13 protein-coding genes are annotated in these 14,099 nt (G+C 73.0%); 11 read left to right on the forward strand and 2 right to left on the reverse strand.

Annotated elements, in window-relative coordinates; genetic code table 11:
* Positions 1–202: 202 nt before the first annotated feature.
* From OHA84_RS04350 to OHA84_RS04400, 11 genes are all read left to right on the forward strand, one after another.
* The gene (locus OHA84_RS04350; RefSeq protein WP_266973254.1) at positions 203–1,033 is read left to right on the forward strand and encodes a 2,3-dihydro-2,3-dihydroxybenzoate dehydrogenase; all 831 of its coding nucleotides are present in this window, start codon (positions 203–205) and stop codon (positions 1,031–1,033) included.
* Positions 1,034–1,131: 98 nt separating this feature from the next.
* On the forward strand, positions 1,132–2,337 hold the full coding sequence (locus OHA84_RS04355) for an isochorismate synthase (protein ID WP_266973253.1): 1,206 nt from the start codon (positions 1,132–1,134) through the stop codon (positions 2,335–2,337).
* Positions 2,334–3,980 (forward strand): (2,3-dihydroxybenzoyl)adenylate synthase, encoded by a 1,647-nt coding sequence (locus OHA84_RS04360; protein ID WP_266973252.1) that lies wholly within the window; start codon positions 2,334–2,336, stop codon positions 3,978–3,980. The genes OHA84_RS04355 and OHA84_RS04360 overlap by 4 nt, the downstream gene beginning before the upstream one ends.
* A 47-nt stretch (positions 3,981–4,027) precedes the next feature.
* A complete protein-coding gene (locus tag OHA84_RS04365; protein ID WP_266973251.1) occupies positions 4,028–4,660 on the forward strand; it encodes an isochorismatase family protein in 633 nt (210 codons plus the stop codon).
* 158 nt (positions 4,661–4,818) lie between these two features.
* Complete coding sequence (locus OHA84_RS04370) at positions 4,819–5,421, forward strand: 4'-phosphopantetheinyl transferase superfamily protein (protein ID WP_266973250.1); 603 nt, start codon at positions 4,819–4,821, stop codon at positions 5,419–5,421.
* A gap of 133 nt (positions 5,422–5,554) precedes the next feature.
* The gene (locus OHA84_RS04375; RefSeq protein WP_266973249.1) at positions 5,555–6,037 is read left to right on the forward strand and encodes a DoxX family protein; all 483 of its coding nucleotides are present in this window, start codon (positions 5,555–5,557) and stop codon (positions 6,035–6,037) included.
* A gap of 284 nt (positions 6,038–6,321) precedes the next feature.
* Positions 6,322–7,371 (forward strand): iron ABC transporter permease, encoded by a 1,050-nt coding sequence (locus OHA84_RS04380; protein WP_266973248.1) that lies wholly within the window; start codon positions 6,322–6,324, stop codon positions 7,369–7,371.
* 11 nt (positions 7,372–7,382) lie between these two features.
* A complete protein-coding gene (locus OHA84_RS04385) occupies positions 7,383–8,588 on the forward strand; it encodes an iron chelate uptake ABC transporter family permease subunit (protein ID WP_266973247.1) in 1,206 nt (401 codons plus the stop codon).
* The gene (locus OHA84_RS04390) at positions 8,585–9,391 is read left to right on the forward strand and encodes an ABC transporter ATP-binding protein (RefSeq protein WP_053682384.1); all 807 of its coding nucleotides are present in this window, start codon (positions 8,585–8,587) and stop codon (positions 9,389–9,391) included. Before OHA84_RS04385 ends, OHA84_RS04390 begins: the two co-directional genes overlap by 4 nt.
* 14 nt (positions 9,392–9,405) lie before the next feature.
* Complete coding sequence (locus OHA84_RS04395) at positions 9,406–10,443, forward strand: ABC transporter substrate-binding protein (RefSeq protein WP_266973246.1); 1,038 nt, start codon at positions 9,406–9,408, stop codon at positions 10,441–10,443.
* An 88-nt stretch (positions 10,444–10,531) separates the two neighbouring features.
* Complete coding sequence (locus OHA84_RS04400; RefSeq protein WP_266973245.1) at positions 10,532–12,367, forward strand: siderophore-interacting protein; 1,836 nt, start codon at positions 10,532–10,534, stop codon at positions 12,365–12,367.
* A 268-nt stretch (positions 12,368–12,635) separates the two neighbouring features.
* Here OHA84_RS04400 and OHA84_RS04405 read toward each other — a convergent pair whose 3' ends face one another.
* Positions 12,636–13,652 carry a cation diffusion facilitator family transporter gene (locus OHA84_RS04405; protein WP_266973244.1) on the reverse strand — a complete coding sequence of 339 codons (1,017 nt, stop codon included), beginning with the start codon at positions 13,650–13,652 and terminating at the stop codon, positions 12,636–12,638.
* A gap of 174 nt (positions 13,653–13,826) precedes the next feature.
* Positions 13,827–14,000, reverse strand: coding sequence for a hypothetical protein (locus OHA84_RS04410; protein WP_266973242.1), 174 nt, complete (start codon positions 13,998–14,000; stop codon positions 13,827–13,829).
* Between the last annotated feature and the right edge of the window lie 99 nt (positions 14,001–14,099).

Consider the following 14,099-nt stretch of genomic DNA (forward strand, 5'->3'; position numbering starts at 1 on the left):
TGGGACGGGCCGAGGTCCGCTCCCACCCGCCCCGGGTCGCGCGGTCACGCGGTCAGGCGTCGGCGGCGTGGCCAACCGTGAAGCCCCGGGGGGTGGTTCACTCCCCCGGGGCCTGCCCGGCGCGTGCAGGGGGCGTGCCGGGGGCGGACTAGGCGAACCGATTCACTTAGGTTAGGCTTACCTTATTCTAAGGGGGAATGACATGTCCGACAGAGTGCCCGGCAGACCCCGACTCGCCGGACGAGTGGCCCTGGTGACCGGCGCGGGCCAGGGCATAGGCGAGGCGGTGGCCCGCTCGCTCCACGCGCTGGGAGCCACCGTGGCCGCCACCGATCTGCGCGGCCCGACCGTCACCACATGGGTCGACGAACTCAACCGGGACACCGGGGACACCACTCCCGGAACCGGTACGGAGTCCGGCGTCGCCCGCGCCTACCAGCTCGACGTGACCGACCGGCACGCCGTCGACGAGCGCGTCGCCCGGATCGAACGGGACCTGGGCCCCATCGACATCCTGGTCAACGTCGCGGGCGTGCTGCGCACCGCGCCGGCCGCCGAACTCACCGACGAGGACTGGTCGCTGACCTTCGCCGTGAACACCACCGGCGTCTTCCACACCTCGCGCGCCGTGGCCCCGGGCATGGCCGCGCGCGGGACGGGCAGCATCGTCACCGTCGCCTCCAACGCGGCGGGCATCCCCCGCACCGGCATGGCCGCCTACGCCGCCTCCAAGGCGGCCGCCGTCATGTTCACCAAGTGCGTCGGACTGGAGTACGCCCGCCACGGGGTCCGCTGCAACGTGGTGGCACCGGGCTCCACCGACACTCCCATGCAGCGTTCCCTGTGGACCGACGACGAGGCACCCCGGAGGGTCCTCGAAGGCGACCTCGCGACGTACCGCACCGGGATCCCGCTGGCCCGGATCGCGGACCCGCAGGACGTCGCCGACGCCGTGGTCTTCCTCTGCTCCGAACAGGCCCGCCACATCACCATGCAGGACCTGTACGTGGACGGCGGGGCCACCCTGCGCTGACGCGCGCCGGCCCCTCCCGCCCCACCCCCACCCGCAGCCCCCCGAGCCGCCCGCCCCGGGCGCGCGTCCGCCTGCCCATCCTCCTCCCAGGAGTCCCCGTGCCCACGGTCCACCCACTTGCCGCGCCCCCCGCACCGAGCGCCCCCGCCCACCCTGCCGTGGGCGCCGCCACCGGCCTGCTCGACGCCTACCGCGCCGGCGACCGGTTCCTCGCGACACCGACCCGCACCCTGCTCGCCTCCGGCGTCAGGAAGGAACTGCGCTCCGACGCCTCCCGACTGCCGGGCGACGTGCGCGCCGCGCTGCTCGACGCGGCGCGGGCCGGGGACTCCGGGGCCGTGGTGATGGGAGCCGTCCCCTTCGACCCGCAGGCACCGGCCGCGCTGGTCGTCCCGCAGCGGGTGCGCAGCGGTCCCGCGCTGCGCACGGACCCCCTGGTCGCGCTGGAGGCGACCGCCCCGGCCGCCGCCGACTGGTCGGTGACCGAGGTCCCCGCGGCCGAGGTGTACGCCGAGGGCGTGGCCCGGGCGGTGGAGCGGATGGGGCGCGGCGAGTTCGACAAGGTCGTCCTCGCCCGTTCCCTCGAACTGGCCGCCGCCGGCGACCTGGACCTCCCGGCGATGCTCGGGCGCCTCGCCCGCCGCGACCCCGGCGGCTACACCTTCGCGCTGCCGACCGGCCCCGGACGCACCCTGCTGGGCGCCAGCCCGGAACTGCTGGTGTCGCGCCGGGGGGACCGTGTCGTCGCCAATCCGCTGGCCGGGTCCACCCCGCGCAGCGACGACCTCGCCGAGGACGTGCTCCGGGCCGCGACCCTCCTGCGGTCGGCGAAGGACCTGCACGAGCACGGTGTCGTCGTCGACGCCGTCGCCCGGGCCATGGCCCCGCACTGCGCGGACCTCGACGTCCCGGCGCGGCCCACGCTGATCCGTACCGCCACCATGTGGCACCTGTCGACCACCGTGTCCGGGCGGCCGGCCCGCCCCGACGTGACCGCGCTGGAGATCGCCTCGGCCCTCCACCCCACGCCCGCCGTCTGCGGCACGCCCACCGGGATCGCGCGCGAGGTCATCCGCGAGACGGAGCCCTTCGATCGGGGCTTCTTCACGGGCATGGTCGGCTGGCAGGACGCGAGCGGGGACGGCGAATGGGTCGTCACCATCCGCTGCGCCGAGGCCGAGGGGCGGCGCCTTCGGCTGTTCGCGGGCGCCGGGGTCGTCGAGGCCTCGGACCCCGCCTCGGAGACCGCGGAGACCGCGGCCAAGTTCCGCACCTTCCTCCAGGCCGTGGGGGCGGCGCTGTGACCGCCGCGGCACCCACCTGGCCCGCCGAGTTCGCCGAGCGCTACCGCGCGGCCGGCTGGTGGCGCGGGGAGACCTTCGGCGGCATGCTGCGCGAGCGCGCCGCCGCGCACCCCGACCGGATCGCGATCGTGGACCCGACCGGCGGCCCCGACGGCGGCCGTCGCACCTGGACGTACGGCGAACTCGACCTGCGGGCCGACCGGATGGCGGCCGGGCTGACCGCCCGGGGCATCGGCGCCGGGGACAAGGTCGTCGTCCAGCTCCCCAACGTGGCGGAGTTCTTCGAGGTCGTCTTCGCGCTCTTCCGGATCGGCGCGCTCCCGGTGTTCGCGCTGCCCGCGCACCGGCGGACCGAGATCGGCTACTTCTGCTCCTTCACCGGAGCGGCGGCGTACGTGATCCCGGCCACGCACGGCGGCTTCGACTACCGCGAACTCGCGGCGCAGGTACGCGAGGACGCCCCGGAGCTGCGGCACGTGTTCGTGACGGGCGGCGACCCGGGCGCCTTCACCGCCCTGTCCGAGGTACCCGTCGACCCGGACCCGGAGCCGCCGGTCCACGGCCGGCCGGCGCCCCGGGACCTGGCCTTCCTCCAACTGTCGGGCGGCAGCACGGGCGTTCCGAAGCTGATCCCGCGCACCCACGACGACTACCTGTACTCGGTACGCGGGTCCAACGAGCTGTGCGGGGTGACGGCGGACTCCGTGTACCTGGTCGCCCTGCCCGCGGCCCACAACTTCCCGCTGTCCTCGCCCGGTTCGATCGGTGCGCTGTACGCGGGCGCCCGGGTGGTGCTCAGCCCGCAGCCCGTCCCGGACGTCGCCTTCCCGCTGATCGAGTCGGAAGGGGTGACGATCACCGGTCTGGTGCCGCCGCTGGCCCTGTTGTGGACCGAGGCCGCGCCGCGCTCCCCGTACGACCTGAGCAGCCTGGACGTGTTGTTGGTGGGGGGCGCCAAGTTCAGCGAGGAGGCGGCCCGTCGGGTCGCGCCGGCGCTCGGCTGCACCCTTCAGCAGGTGTTCGGGATGGCGGAGGGGCTCGTCAACTACACCTGGCTGGACGATCCGTTGGAGACGATCGTCACCACCCAGGGCCGTCCCATCTCCCCGGACGACGAGATCCGCGTCGTCGACGACGAGGACCGGGAGGTGCCGGCCGGCGCCACCGGTCACCTGCTGACCCGGGGCCCCTACACGATCCGCGGGTACTGGAACGCACCCACGCACAACGCCCGTTCGTTCACGGCCGACGGCTTCTACCGCACCGGTGACATCGTCCGGGTCACCCCGACCGGCCACCTGGTCGTGGAGGGGCGCGCCAAGGACCAGATCAACCGCGGCGGCGAGAAGATCGCGGCCGAGGAGGTGGAGAACCACCTCCTCGCCCACCCGGCCGTGCACGACGCGAACGTGGTCGCGGAGCCCGACCCGTACCTGGGTGAGCGGACGCTCGCCTACGTGATCCTGCGGGCGGACGCCGAGCCCGTGACGGGCCCGGCCGTGAAGAAGTTCGTCCGCACCCGCGGTCTCGCGGCCTACAAGGTGCCCGATCGGGTCGAGTTCGTGACCGCCTTCCCCACCACCGGGGTCGGCAAGGTCTCCAAGAAGGACCTGCGCGCGGCGGCCGACCCCGGCGTCTCCTGACCCCCGCGTCCCGACCCCACCCCGAAACCCGCACCGAACGGAACACCATGGCCCTGCCCGCTATCGCCCCCTACGCGCTGCCCACCGCCGCCGACCTGCCCGCCAACCGGGTGGACTGGTCGATCGACCCGGACCGCGCGGTCCTGCTCGTCCACGACCTGCAGAACTACTTCCTGTCCTCGTTCGACACCACGAGCGAACCCGTCACCGGACTGCTCCGGCAGGTTTCCCGGCTGCGCGAGGAGGCGATCCGGGCCGACGTACCGATCTTCTACACGGCCCAGCAGGGTGGCCAGAGCGCCGAGGAGCGGGGCCTCCAGCAGGACTTCTGGGGGCCTGGTCTGCCCCTCGACCCGGAGGCGGAGGCCATCGCCTCGGCCGTGTCCCCCGGGCCCGGTGACACGGTGCTGACCAAGTGGAAGTACAGCGCGTTCGTCCGTACGGACCTGCTGGAGCGGCTGCGGGCGCTCGGTCGCGACCAGTTGGTCATCACCGGGGTGTACGCCCACATCGGCGTGTTGATGACGGCGTGCGACGCGTGGATGCAGGACGTGCAGGCCTTCGTGGTCGCGGACGCGGTGGCGGACTTCTCGGCGCAGGAGCACCGGATGGCACTCGAATGGGCCGCCGGGCGCTGCGCGTACGTCACCACGACCGACCGGGTCTGCGAGGCCTGGTGAGAACGGGGCCGGTCCGCCCGCGCCCGCTGCCGCACGCCTCGGCGGCACGACGGCCGGGTGTCGCGGTCCGGCCGGCCCCGATGTCGCGCGTCCCGCCGGTCCGGCCGGTTCCGCTGCCGGTGACCCTGCCCGGTCAGGCCCGCGTGTGGGTGACCTCGGTGAGCGAGAACGTCTGCGCCGCCGAGGCCCGCCGCCACGAGCTGGACCGTACGGAACAAGCCAGGGCGGCCCGGCTCCGTCGGGACGACGACGCCGACCGGTTCCTGGTCGCGCACGTGTGTCTGCGCGCGCTCCTCGGCGAGCGGCTCGGGGCGGCCCCGGGCCGGTTGCTGATCGAGCGGGAACCCTGCGCCGGTTGCGGCGGGCCGCACGGGCGCCCGTACCTGCCGGGTCGGCCGGTGCACTTCTCGCTCTCGCACGCCGGTGACCTGGTACTCGTCGCCCTGGCGCCGGTGCCGGTCGGGGTGGACGTGGAACCGGAGCGCGACGCCTCGCTGATCGGGGACACCGTCGACGCGCTGCACGACGTGGAGCGGGCCGAACTCCTCGGCCTGCCGGCGCGGGCACGCGGCGCTGCCTTCGCCCGGTGCTGGGCACGCAAGGAGGCGGCGTTGAAATCCGCCGGCACGGGACTCGTGCGGGGTGCCTCCCAGCCGTATGTGGGTTCCGGCCTGGTCCCGGCTCAGCCGGACGGGCATCATGTGCTCGATCTTCCCGCGCCCCCCGGCCACGCTGCCGCCCTGGCGTTGCACCTCGGCTGAGAATCCGTCTCACGGACCGGGCAGGAACTTGCCAACTTAGGTGAGCCTTACTTACGTTGGCACTCATTGCGCACCGCAGCACACCCCCCGCACCGCCCCACTTCGGGACCCGTCCCCAACCGAAGGAGTCACCGTGAACGACCACCTCTCCACCGCCCGGCCATACGCGCTGGGCCTGTTCCGGATCGTCACCGGCCTGCTGTTCGCCTGCCACGGCGCCGCCTCGCTGTTCGGCGTGCTCGGTGGCGCCCATGGCGGCGGCACGGTGCCCGTCGGCACCTGGCCGGGCTGGTACGCGGCGGTGATCCAGCTGGTGGCCGGCACGCTGGTGCTGTTCGGGATCGGCACGCGCAGCGCCGCCTTCATCGCCTCGGGCTCGATGGCTTACGCCTACTTCACCTCGCACCAGCCGAACGCCCTCTGGCCGATCCAGAACAACGGCGAGTCCTCCGCGATGTTCTGCTGGGCCTTCCTGCTGCTGGTCTTCACCGGCCCGGGCGCCCTCGCCGTGGATCGACTGATTCTCTCCCGGGCGACCGCCGGCGCGCCGCCCGCCTCCCCCGCGTCCGACAGCACGGGCGGCGAGGACCGGCACACCAGCCCCGCCACCGCCTGACCCCACCCGCCACCCCGCCGACGGTCCCACCCGTCGGCGGGGCGCGCACGACGAACGGGCCCACCCCGCGCAGGGGGTGGGCCCGTTCGTCGTGCGCGGTGTCGGCCGTCCCACCCAAGCGGGCACCGCACAAGGCCTTTTCGACCACAAGGGCACTCCGCGTCCCACCAGGAGCCAATCCTGACCCCTGATTGTGAGCGTTTTGGCCTCACGATTGGACCAGCCGCAGTTTGGTAAGCCTAACCTAAGTACCAGTTGCACGGATGAGGAGTACCGGAACACCCATGAGTCAATCGGCCCCGCCGGTGACAGCGCCGCTGCCGGCGCCCGCGAGAACCCGCTTCTCGCGCGGCACGGTGGTGACCCTCGTCGCCGGCCTGCTTCTGGCGACGGTGGTGATCGCGAGCGTCGGCTACGGCGCACGCGACATCTCGGCGCTGGAGACCGTCAAGATCCTGCTCCACCCCGGGGGCGGCGGATACAACCACGACGTCCTGTGGACGGAACGCATCCCCCGCACCCTGCTCGGTCTGGCCGTCGGCGCCTCGCTCGGCGCCTCCGGGCTCGTGATGCAGGCACTCACGATGAACCCGCTCTCCGATCCGGGCATCCTGGGCGTGGAGCAGGGCGCCGCGATGTTCGTGGTCCTCGGCATCCTCTTCCTCGACGTCAACGACGCGAGCGGCTTCTTCTGGCTGGCGCTCGTCGGCTCGGCGGTCTCCGCGGCCCTCGTCTACCTGATCGGTACGCGAACCAACGCGGGCAGCACCACCCTCGGGCTGGTGCTGGCCGGTGTCGCCATCGCCGCCGTACTGGCCTCCATCGTCACCCTCCTCGTCGTCCGCGACGAGGCCGTGTACTCCTCCTTGCGCTTCTGGTCGGTCGGCCAACTCAGCGGTCGCTCCCAGGTCCTGGGCGAGATCGCACCGTTCGCCGTCATCGGCCTGCTGCTCGCACTGCCGCTCGGCCGCACCCTCAACGCCCTCAGCCTCGGCGAGGAGACGGCCCGGGGCCTCGGTGTGCGTGTCCAGCGTGCCCAGTTGGCCGGCGCGGCGGTGGCCGTCCTGCTCTGCGCCTCGGCGACGGCGGCCGTCGGACCCGTGGCCTTCGTGGGACTGGTCGCCGCGCACGTCGCGCGGATGCTGGTCGGCGCGGACCACCGCTGGTCGCTGCCGCTGTCGATGCTCTGCGGGGCCGTGCTGCTGGTCGGCGCCGACACCGTGGGCCGGCTGGTCCTCGATCACGGTGAGATCCAGGTGTCGGTGATGACGGCCGTGGTCGGCACCCCGTTCTTCGTGTGGCTGGCCCGCCGACGCGACCTGGTCCGGATGTGAAGGACGTGCCCGTGCCCCGACAACAAGCCGCCCCGACCCGGGCCGCGGTGACCGCGTCGACACCCGACACCGAGACCGCCGACACCAAGGCCGCCGGCGCCGAAGCCCCCGACCCCAAGGCCGCCGACGCGCGGCCCGAGAGTCCGGCCGGCCGGCCGGACGAGGCCCCCGGCGCGTCGTCGGTCGCCGCCACCGCCGCGCTGCTGCGCCGTGCCCACCGCGCCGCCCGCCGGCGCACGGCCCTCCTGGTCGCCGTGCTCGTCACGGTCCTGATCGGGCTACTGCTGGCCTCCGTCCTGCTCGGCGGGTTGCGCAACATCCCGGCGGCCGACGTGCTGCCCGCCGCGTTCGGTCAACGCACCGGCCTCGCCGACTACGTGATCCACCGCATCCGGATGCCGCGCGCGCTGGCGGCCCTGCTGGCCGGCGCCCTGTTCGGGCTCTCCGGCGCGCTCTACCAGCGGCTCATCCGCAACCCGCTCGCCACCCCGGACATCGTCGGCATCTCCGCCGGCGCGGGAGCCGGGGCCGTCACGGTCCTGATCCTCGCACCCGGGATCCCCTACGGGGTGGAGGGCGCGGCGCTCGCCGGGTCCTTCCTCCTCGTCGGCGCCGTGCTGTTGCTCAGCCGGCGCGGCGGCCGGGTGGACACCTTCCGGCTGGTGCTGATCGGCATCGGCATGGCGGCGGTGTGCACCGCGTACGTCAACTACCTGTTCTCCATGGCCGGTCAGCACAGCATCGCCCAGGTGACGCGCTGGCTCGTCGGCAGCGTCAGCGGAGTCACCTGGGACGGGGTCACCACCCTCGCGGTCGCCTTCGCCGTGTGCGCCCTGTGCGCCGCGCCGCTGGGTCGGGCCCTGGGCGCCATGTCGCTGGGCGACCAGTTGGCGGCCGGACTCGGCACCCGGGTGTCGGCGGCCAGAACGGCGGCCCTGCTGCTCGGTGCGGCGGCGGCCGCCATGGCCACCAGCGTGACCGGGCCCATCGGTTTCGTCTCGCTGGTGAGCGGTCCCATCGCCGTGCGCCTGGTCGGCGCGGATCGGGCGCTGCTGCTCGCCGCCCCCATCGGCGCGGTGATCGTCCTCGGGTCCGACGTGCTGGCCCAGCACGGTCCGCTGATCAGCCCGGTGCCCACCGGCGTCCTCACCGCCCTGATCGGCGCCCCCTACTTCGTCTGGCTGATTCTCCGCCGCAGGCAAGGAGCAAGTTCATGAGTTCCACGGCGCCCCCCGGGTTGGCCGCCCGGTCCATCACCACCGGGTACGACCGCACACCGGTCATCGAGAACCTCAGCCTGGACATCGAGCCCGGCAAGATCACCGTGCTGGTCGGCCCCAACGCCTGCGGCAAGTCCACCCTGTTGAAGTCCATGGCCCGCCTGCTGCCGGTCGCCGCGGGCTCGGTCCTGCTCGACGGCAACGACATCCACGCCCTGCCGACCCGCGAGGTGGCCCGCCGGCTCGGCATCCTGCCGCAGTCCCCGATCGCCCCCGAGAGCATCACCGTGGGCGACCTGGTCTGGCGCGGCCGCCACCCGCACCACCGGTTCGGGCAGCGCCGCACGGCCGCCGACGACGAGGTCATCGCCCGGTCGTTGACGGCCACCGGCACGGCCGAGCTGATCTCCCGGCCGGTGGACCAGCTCTCGGGCGGTCAGCGCCAACGGGTGTGGATCGCGCTGGCGTTGGCCCAGGAGACCCCCACCCTGCTGCTGGACGAGCCCACCACCTATCTCGACATCGCGCACCAGATCGAGGTCATGGACCTGCTCGCGGATCTCAACGAGCAGAGCGACAAGACCATCGTCCTGGTGTCCCACGACCTGAACCAGGCCGCCCTGTACGCCTCGACCATCGTCGCCATGCGCGACGGCCGGATCGTGTGCCAGGGCGCGCCCGAAGAGGTCCTCACCGAGCGGACGGTCGCCGAGGTCTTCGGTCTCGACTGTCTGGTCGTTCCCCATCCCCGTTCCGGCCGGCCCCAGATCTTCCCCCTGGGCCGACACACCACCTCATAGGAGAACCAGTCCCCGTGTCCTTCCTCGACAGACACCGCACCCTGGCCGCCCTGACGGCCACCGCCGCCGGCCTCGGCCTGCTCACCGCCTGTGGTGGCGGCTCCTCCGACAAGGCGGACAAGCCGGCCGCCGCCTCGGCCGACGCCGCGAAGGGCGCCTTCCCGGTCTCCCTCAAGAACGCCTGGGGCAACACCGAGGTCAAGAAGAAGCCCCTCAAGGTGGCCACCGTCTCCGACGGCGACACCGACATCGCGCTGGCCCTCGGCATCGTCCCGGTGATCACCCCGGACGTGGAGGACGGCGGGAAGGTCCCCGAGTACAAGCAGCGGGCCATCGACAAGCTCGGCGCCGGCAAGCTCAAGACGTACGACGACACGGACGGCACCGCCTACGAGGCCATCGCGGCCGAGGCCCCCGACGTCATCCTCGGCGTGAACACGTGGGAGATGGACAAGGACTACGCGAAGCTGTCCCCCATCGCCCCGGTCGTCACCTACACCGACAAGGCGCAGGCCGACACCCTGACCTGGCAGGAGCGGTTGAAGACCGCCGCCAAGGCGCTGGGCCTGGAGACCAAGGCCGACGAGGTCATCGCGGCCAACGAGAAGGCCACCGCCGACGCGGCCGCCGCGCATCCGGAGTTCAAGGGCAAGACGTACACGTACACCGTCGTCCACCCCGAGCAGATCAGCTTCATGTCGTACCAGGCGCAGGACCCGGGCGTCTTCGAGAAGCTCGGTTTCGCCAAGACCGACAAGGCCAAGAACTACGCCCCCGACAAGAACGCCGTCAGCCTGGAGAACCTCGACCAGCTCGACGCCGACGTCCTCCTCGTCACCTACCCCTTCGGTGACCGCGGCGTGATCAGCCCCAAGGAGCTGGAGGGCAACAAGCTCTTCCAGTCGCTGAACTCCGTGAAGGGCAAACACTTCGCGGTCATCCCGTCGGACAACAACCTGGCCTCGTCCATCGCCTACCCGGACGCGCTGAACGCGCCGTGGGCGGTCGAGCAGCTGACGCCGCTCCTCGCCAAGGCCGTCGCCGGCCAGTAGGCGACACCCGAACAGGTCGACCCGCCGCCTCCCCCGGGCGGCGGGCCGACCGGCCCGACCCCGATCACACATCTGAGGAGTTCTCCCCATGTCCAGCCGCAACCCCCGCCCGGTCGTCACCTTCCCCATCGTGCTCAGGGAGCTGACCGTGCTGCGTGTCGCGGACGTGACCCCGGGCATGCGGCGGGTGACGCTGGGCGGGCCCCAGCTGGCCGCCTTCCGGAAGAACGGCCTGGAGTTGCCGGCGCTGCGCACCGAGGGCTTCGACGACCACGTGAAGTTCTTCTTCGCCGAGGAGGAGGGCGGGGACCCGGTGCTGCCGGGCCAGAACGTCTCCAGTCTGGACTGGCCCGCCGACGCGAGGCCGCTCACCAAGGACTACACCCCGGTGCGTTTCGACCCCGATGCCGGGGAGATCGACTTCGACTTCGTGAACCACGCGGGCGGCGTCGCCTCGTCGTGGGCGCAGGCGGCGAAGCCCGGCGACGTCACCTGGATCGCCGGCCCGAAGATGTCGCACGGTCATCCGGAGGGCGCCGACTGGCTGTTGGCGATCGGTGACGAGACGGCCCTGCCCGCCATCGCCCGGTGGCTGGAGGAGATGCCGGAGGGCACCCGCGCCCGGGTGTTCGTCGAGGTCGGCGAGGACAGCCACCGCCAGGAACTGCCGACCCGTGCCGACGCCGAGATCACCTGGCTGGTGCGCGGGGGTGCGCCCGCCGGGAGTACCGACCTGCTGGAGCAGGCGGTACGGGGCATGGAGTGGCTGCCGGGCACTCCGTTCGTGTGGGCGGCCGGCGAGGCCGTGACCCTGAAGGGCATCCGCCGCCACCTCGCGGTGGACCGGCAGGTGCCGCGGGAGCGGACCCACATCACCGGGTACTGGAGGCGCACCGAACCGGCCGTCGTCGCCGGCCAGGTGGCGCGGGACGAGGACGACGCGCACGACCGCCTGCACGAACTGACCGACCTGGCACCGGGCCTCGCCATCCGGGCGGCGGTGACGCTCGGCCTGGTGGACCTGGTCTACCAGGGGGTCCGGACGCCGGACGCCCTCGCCGCGCGCACGTCCGCGCAGCCGCGCACGCTGGCCGCCCTGCTGACCTACCTGGTCTCGCTGGACGTGTTCGCCCTCGACTCCGAGGGATACCGACTGACGCCGATCGGCGAGGAACTCGTCGAGGACGACCACTCGTTGGCCGAGTACGACCTGCGCGGCGCGCAGGCCGCCCTCGACCTGTCGCTGTCGGGTCTCGCCGAGACCCTGTGGAGCGGCGAGGCCGGCTACCGCACCCTGTCCGGCCTGCCGCTGGCCGAGGCGATGGTCAACGACGAGCGCCTCGGCGGCTCGGCCCGCGAGGCGGTCGAGGACGAGGCGCTGTGGATCGCGCCCGGTGTCGCCAGCGGGTACGACTGGTCCTCGGTCGGATCGGTGACCGCCGCCGGGCACGGCGCGGGGGCCGTGGTCAACACGCTGCTCAAGGTGTTCCCCGAACTGCGGGCCCGGATCGCCGCGCAGCCGTCGGCGCTGCGGGTGGTGCGGGAGCAGGTGCTGGACGCCGACGTGCTGCCCCGGGTGGACCTGCTCGCCCGCTCCGGACCGGTGCCCCCCGGTGACGGCACGGTACTGGTGTGCCGGCTGCTGGAGCTGCTGCCCGACGAGGACGCCGTGCTCACCCTGGCGGAGACCGCGGCCGCGCTTCCCGACGGGGGCGCGCTGCTGCTGGTGGAGCAGGTCGAGGGGCCGGACGCCGATGACGTCGAGGCGGCGCTCAACCAGTTGCGGCTGGCGTCGGCGTTCGGCTCCGGGGTGCGCTCGGAAGCCGCGTTCGCGGAACTCGTCGCGCGCGCCGGACTGTCGGTCCGCGACCTCGCGGACATCGGCTGGGACCACCGCCTGTGGGTGCTGACCCGGCAGGGCTGATCCCGTGATCGACCAGGGCCTGATCCGAAGGTCAGGCCCTAGTCGCGCAGGAAGAGGTCGGCGCTCTCCACCCGTGCCCAGCGGCGCGGTGGGGACGGTGGGCGCGGGATCTCCCGGCCCTGTTCGCGCCACTGGCGCACGACGGCGTCGTAGATGGGGGTCCCCGAGGGGCGGGGGTGCTCGCCGGTTCGGGGGCTGAGGCCCGGCCAGGGTGCCGGAACGGTTCTTCTCGTGTCGTTCACGACGTGCCCAACGACGGGAGGCCGCTTCAGGCAACCCTCGGCCGCGCCCCGACCGGCGTGTGGTCGGTGTGGACGGTCGCGGCGATCAGTCGCGGAACGGCGTGCACCAGGGCGTGCTCGGCGGCTTCGGCCAGTTCGTGGGCCTGTACCACCGTCAGGTGCGCGTCGACGACGATGTCGGCCTCGGCGCGCAGGGCGTGGCCGATCCAGCGCATTCGGACCTGCCCGACACCCCGCACGCCGCCGACCGAGCGCAGGGCGTACTCCGCGCTCTCCACCAGTGCCGGGTCGACGCTGTCCATGAGCCGCCGGAACACCTCCCGGGCGGCGCCGAGCAGCACGTACAGGATCGCGACGGTGATCAGCAGCCCGATCACGGGGTCGGCGGCCTTCCACCCGGCGGCGGAGCCGGCCGCGCCGAGGAGGACCGCGAGGGAGGTGAAGCCGTCGGTACGGGCGTGCAGGCCGTCGGCGACGAGGGCGGCGGAGCCGATCCTGCGGCCGGTACGGATGCGTTGGCGGGCGACCCATTCGTTGCCGGCGAACCCGACGAGCGCGGCGGCGGCCACCGCCCACAGGTGGGTGACGTCGCGGGGGTGCAGCAGCCGGTCGACGGCCGCCCACGCGGCCAGTGCCGCGGACGCGGCGATGGTCGCCACGATGAGCATCCCGGCCAGATCCTCGGCCCGGCCGTAGCCGTAGGTGTAGCGCCGGTTCGCGGCACGCCTGCCGAGCAGGAACGCGATGCCGAGCGGGACGGCGGTCAAGGCGTCGGTGGCGTTGTGGACGGTGTCGCCGAGCAGGGCCACCGATCCCGACAGGGCCACGATCACGGCCTGGACGACGGTGGTCGCCGCGAGGACGAGCAGGGAGAGCCACAGCGTGCGCATGCCGTCGCGCGAGGTCTCCATGGCCGGATCGATCCTGTCGGCCGCCTCGTGGCCGTGCGGGCGGATCAGGTGCGCCAGGCGCCGGCCGAAGCCCGAGCCCTCGTGGTGGTGGTGGTCCTGACGGTGATCGTGTACGTGCCGATTCCCCTCCATGACCCCACGGTGGCACATCGCACGCATTGCGGCTACAGCCGTCATACGCCCGGTGACCAGGTGCGATTCACTCGCATGTGCGGCCCCGGAGCAGCCGCCGACCGGCGCGGTCCCCGGGCCCGCGCGAACCCGCCGGCGGACCGACGACGGCGACTGCGACGGCGACGGCGACGGTCAGGACGGTTCCTCCGCGAGGATCCGATCCGCCGCGTAGTGCGGGCACCTCTCCGCGTGCCAGGTCACCGTCAGGTAGTCCGGGCCCGCCGCGATCGTCCGTGCCACACCGTCGACCGGCCCGGCCCCGCAGTATCCGCACACGAGTGTTCTCGGAACCGGCAGCTCCACCATGACCGTTTCCTCCCGCCGAACCAGCACGCATCCGAAGCACCCACATCTATCAAACCCACACACGATCCGGTCGGGTACCGACGGGTAGTGGCCGACTTC

Source organism: Streptomyces sp. NBC_00513 (assembly GCF_041431415.1).
Taxonomy (GTDB): Bacteria; Actinomycetota; Actinomycetes; order Streptomycetales; family Streptomycetaceae; genus Streptomyces.

Coding starts and splice junctions, on each gene's coding strand:
- OHA84_RS04410 (WP_266973242.1), bottom strand. CDS start 14,000: ATGGTGGAGCTGCCGGTTCCGAGAACACTCGTGTGCGGATACTGCGGG.
- OHA84_RS04390 (WP_053682384.1), top strand. CDS start 8,585: ATGAGTTCCACGGCGCCCCCCGGGTTGGCCGCCCGGTCCATCACCACC.
- OHA84_RS04400 (WP_266973245.1), top strand. CDS start 10,532: ATGTCCAGCCGCAACCCCCGCCCGGTCGTCACCTTCCCCATCGTGCTC.
- OHA84_RS04405 (WP_266973244.1), bottom strand. CDS start 13,652: ATGGAGGGGAATCGGCACGTACACGATCACCGTCAGGACCACCACCAC.
- OHA84_RS04365 (WP_266973251.1), top strand. CDS start 4,028: ATGGCCCTGCCCGCTATCGCCCCCTACGCGCTGCCCACCGCCGCCGAC.
- OHA84_RS04380 (WP_266973248.1), top strand. CDS start 6,322: ATGAGTCAATCGGCCCCGCCGGTGACAGCGCCGCTGCCGGCGCCCGCG.
- OHA84_RS04350 (WP_266973254.1), top strand. CDS start 203: ATGTCCGACAGAGTGCCCGGCAGACCCCGACTCGCCGGACGAGTGGCC.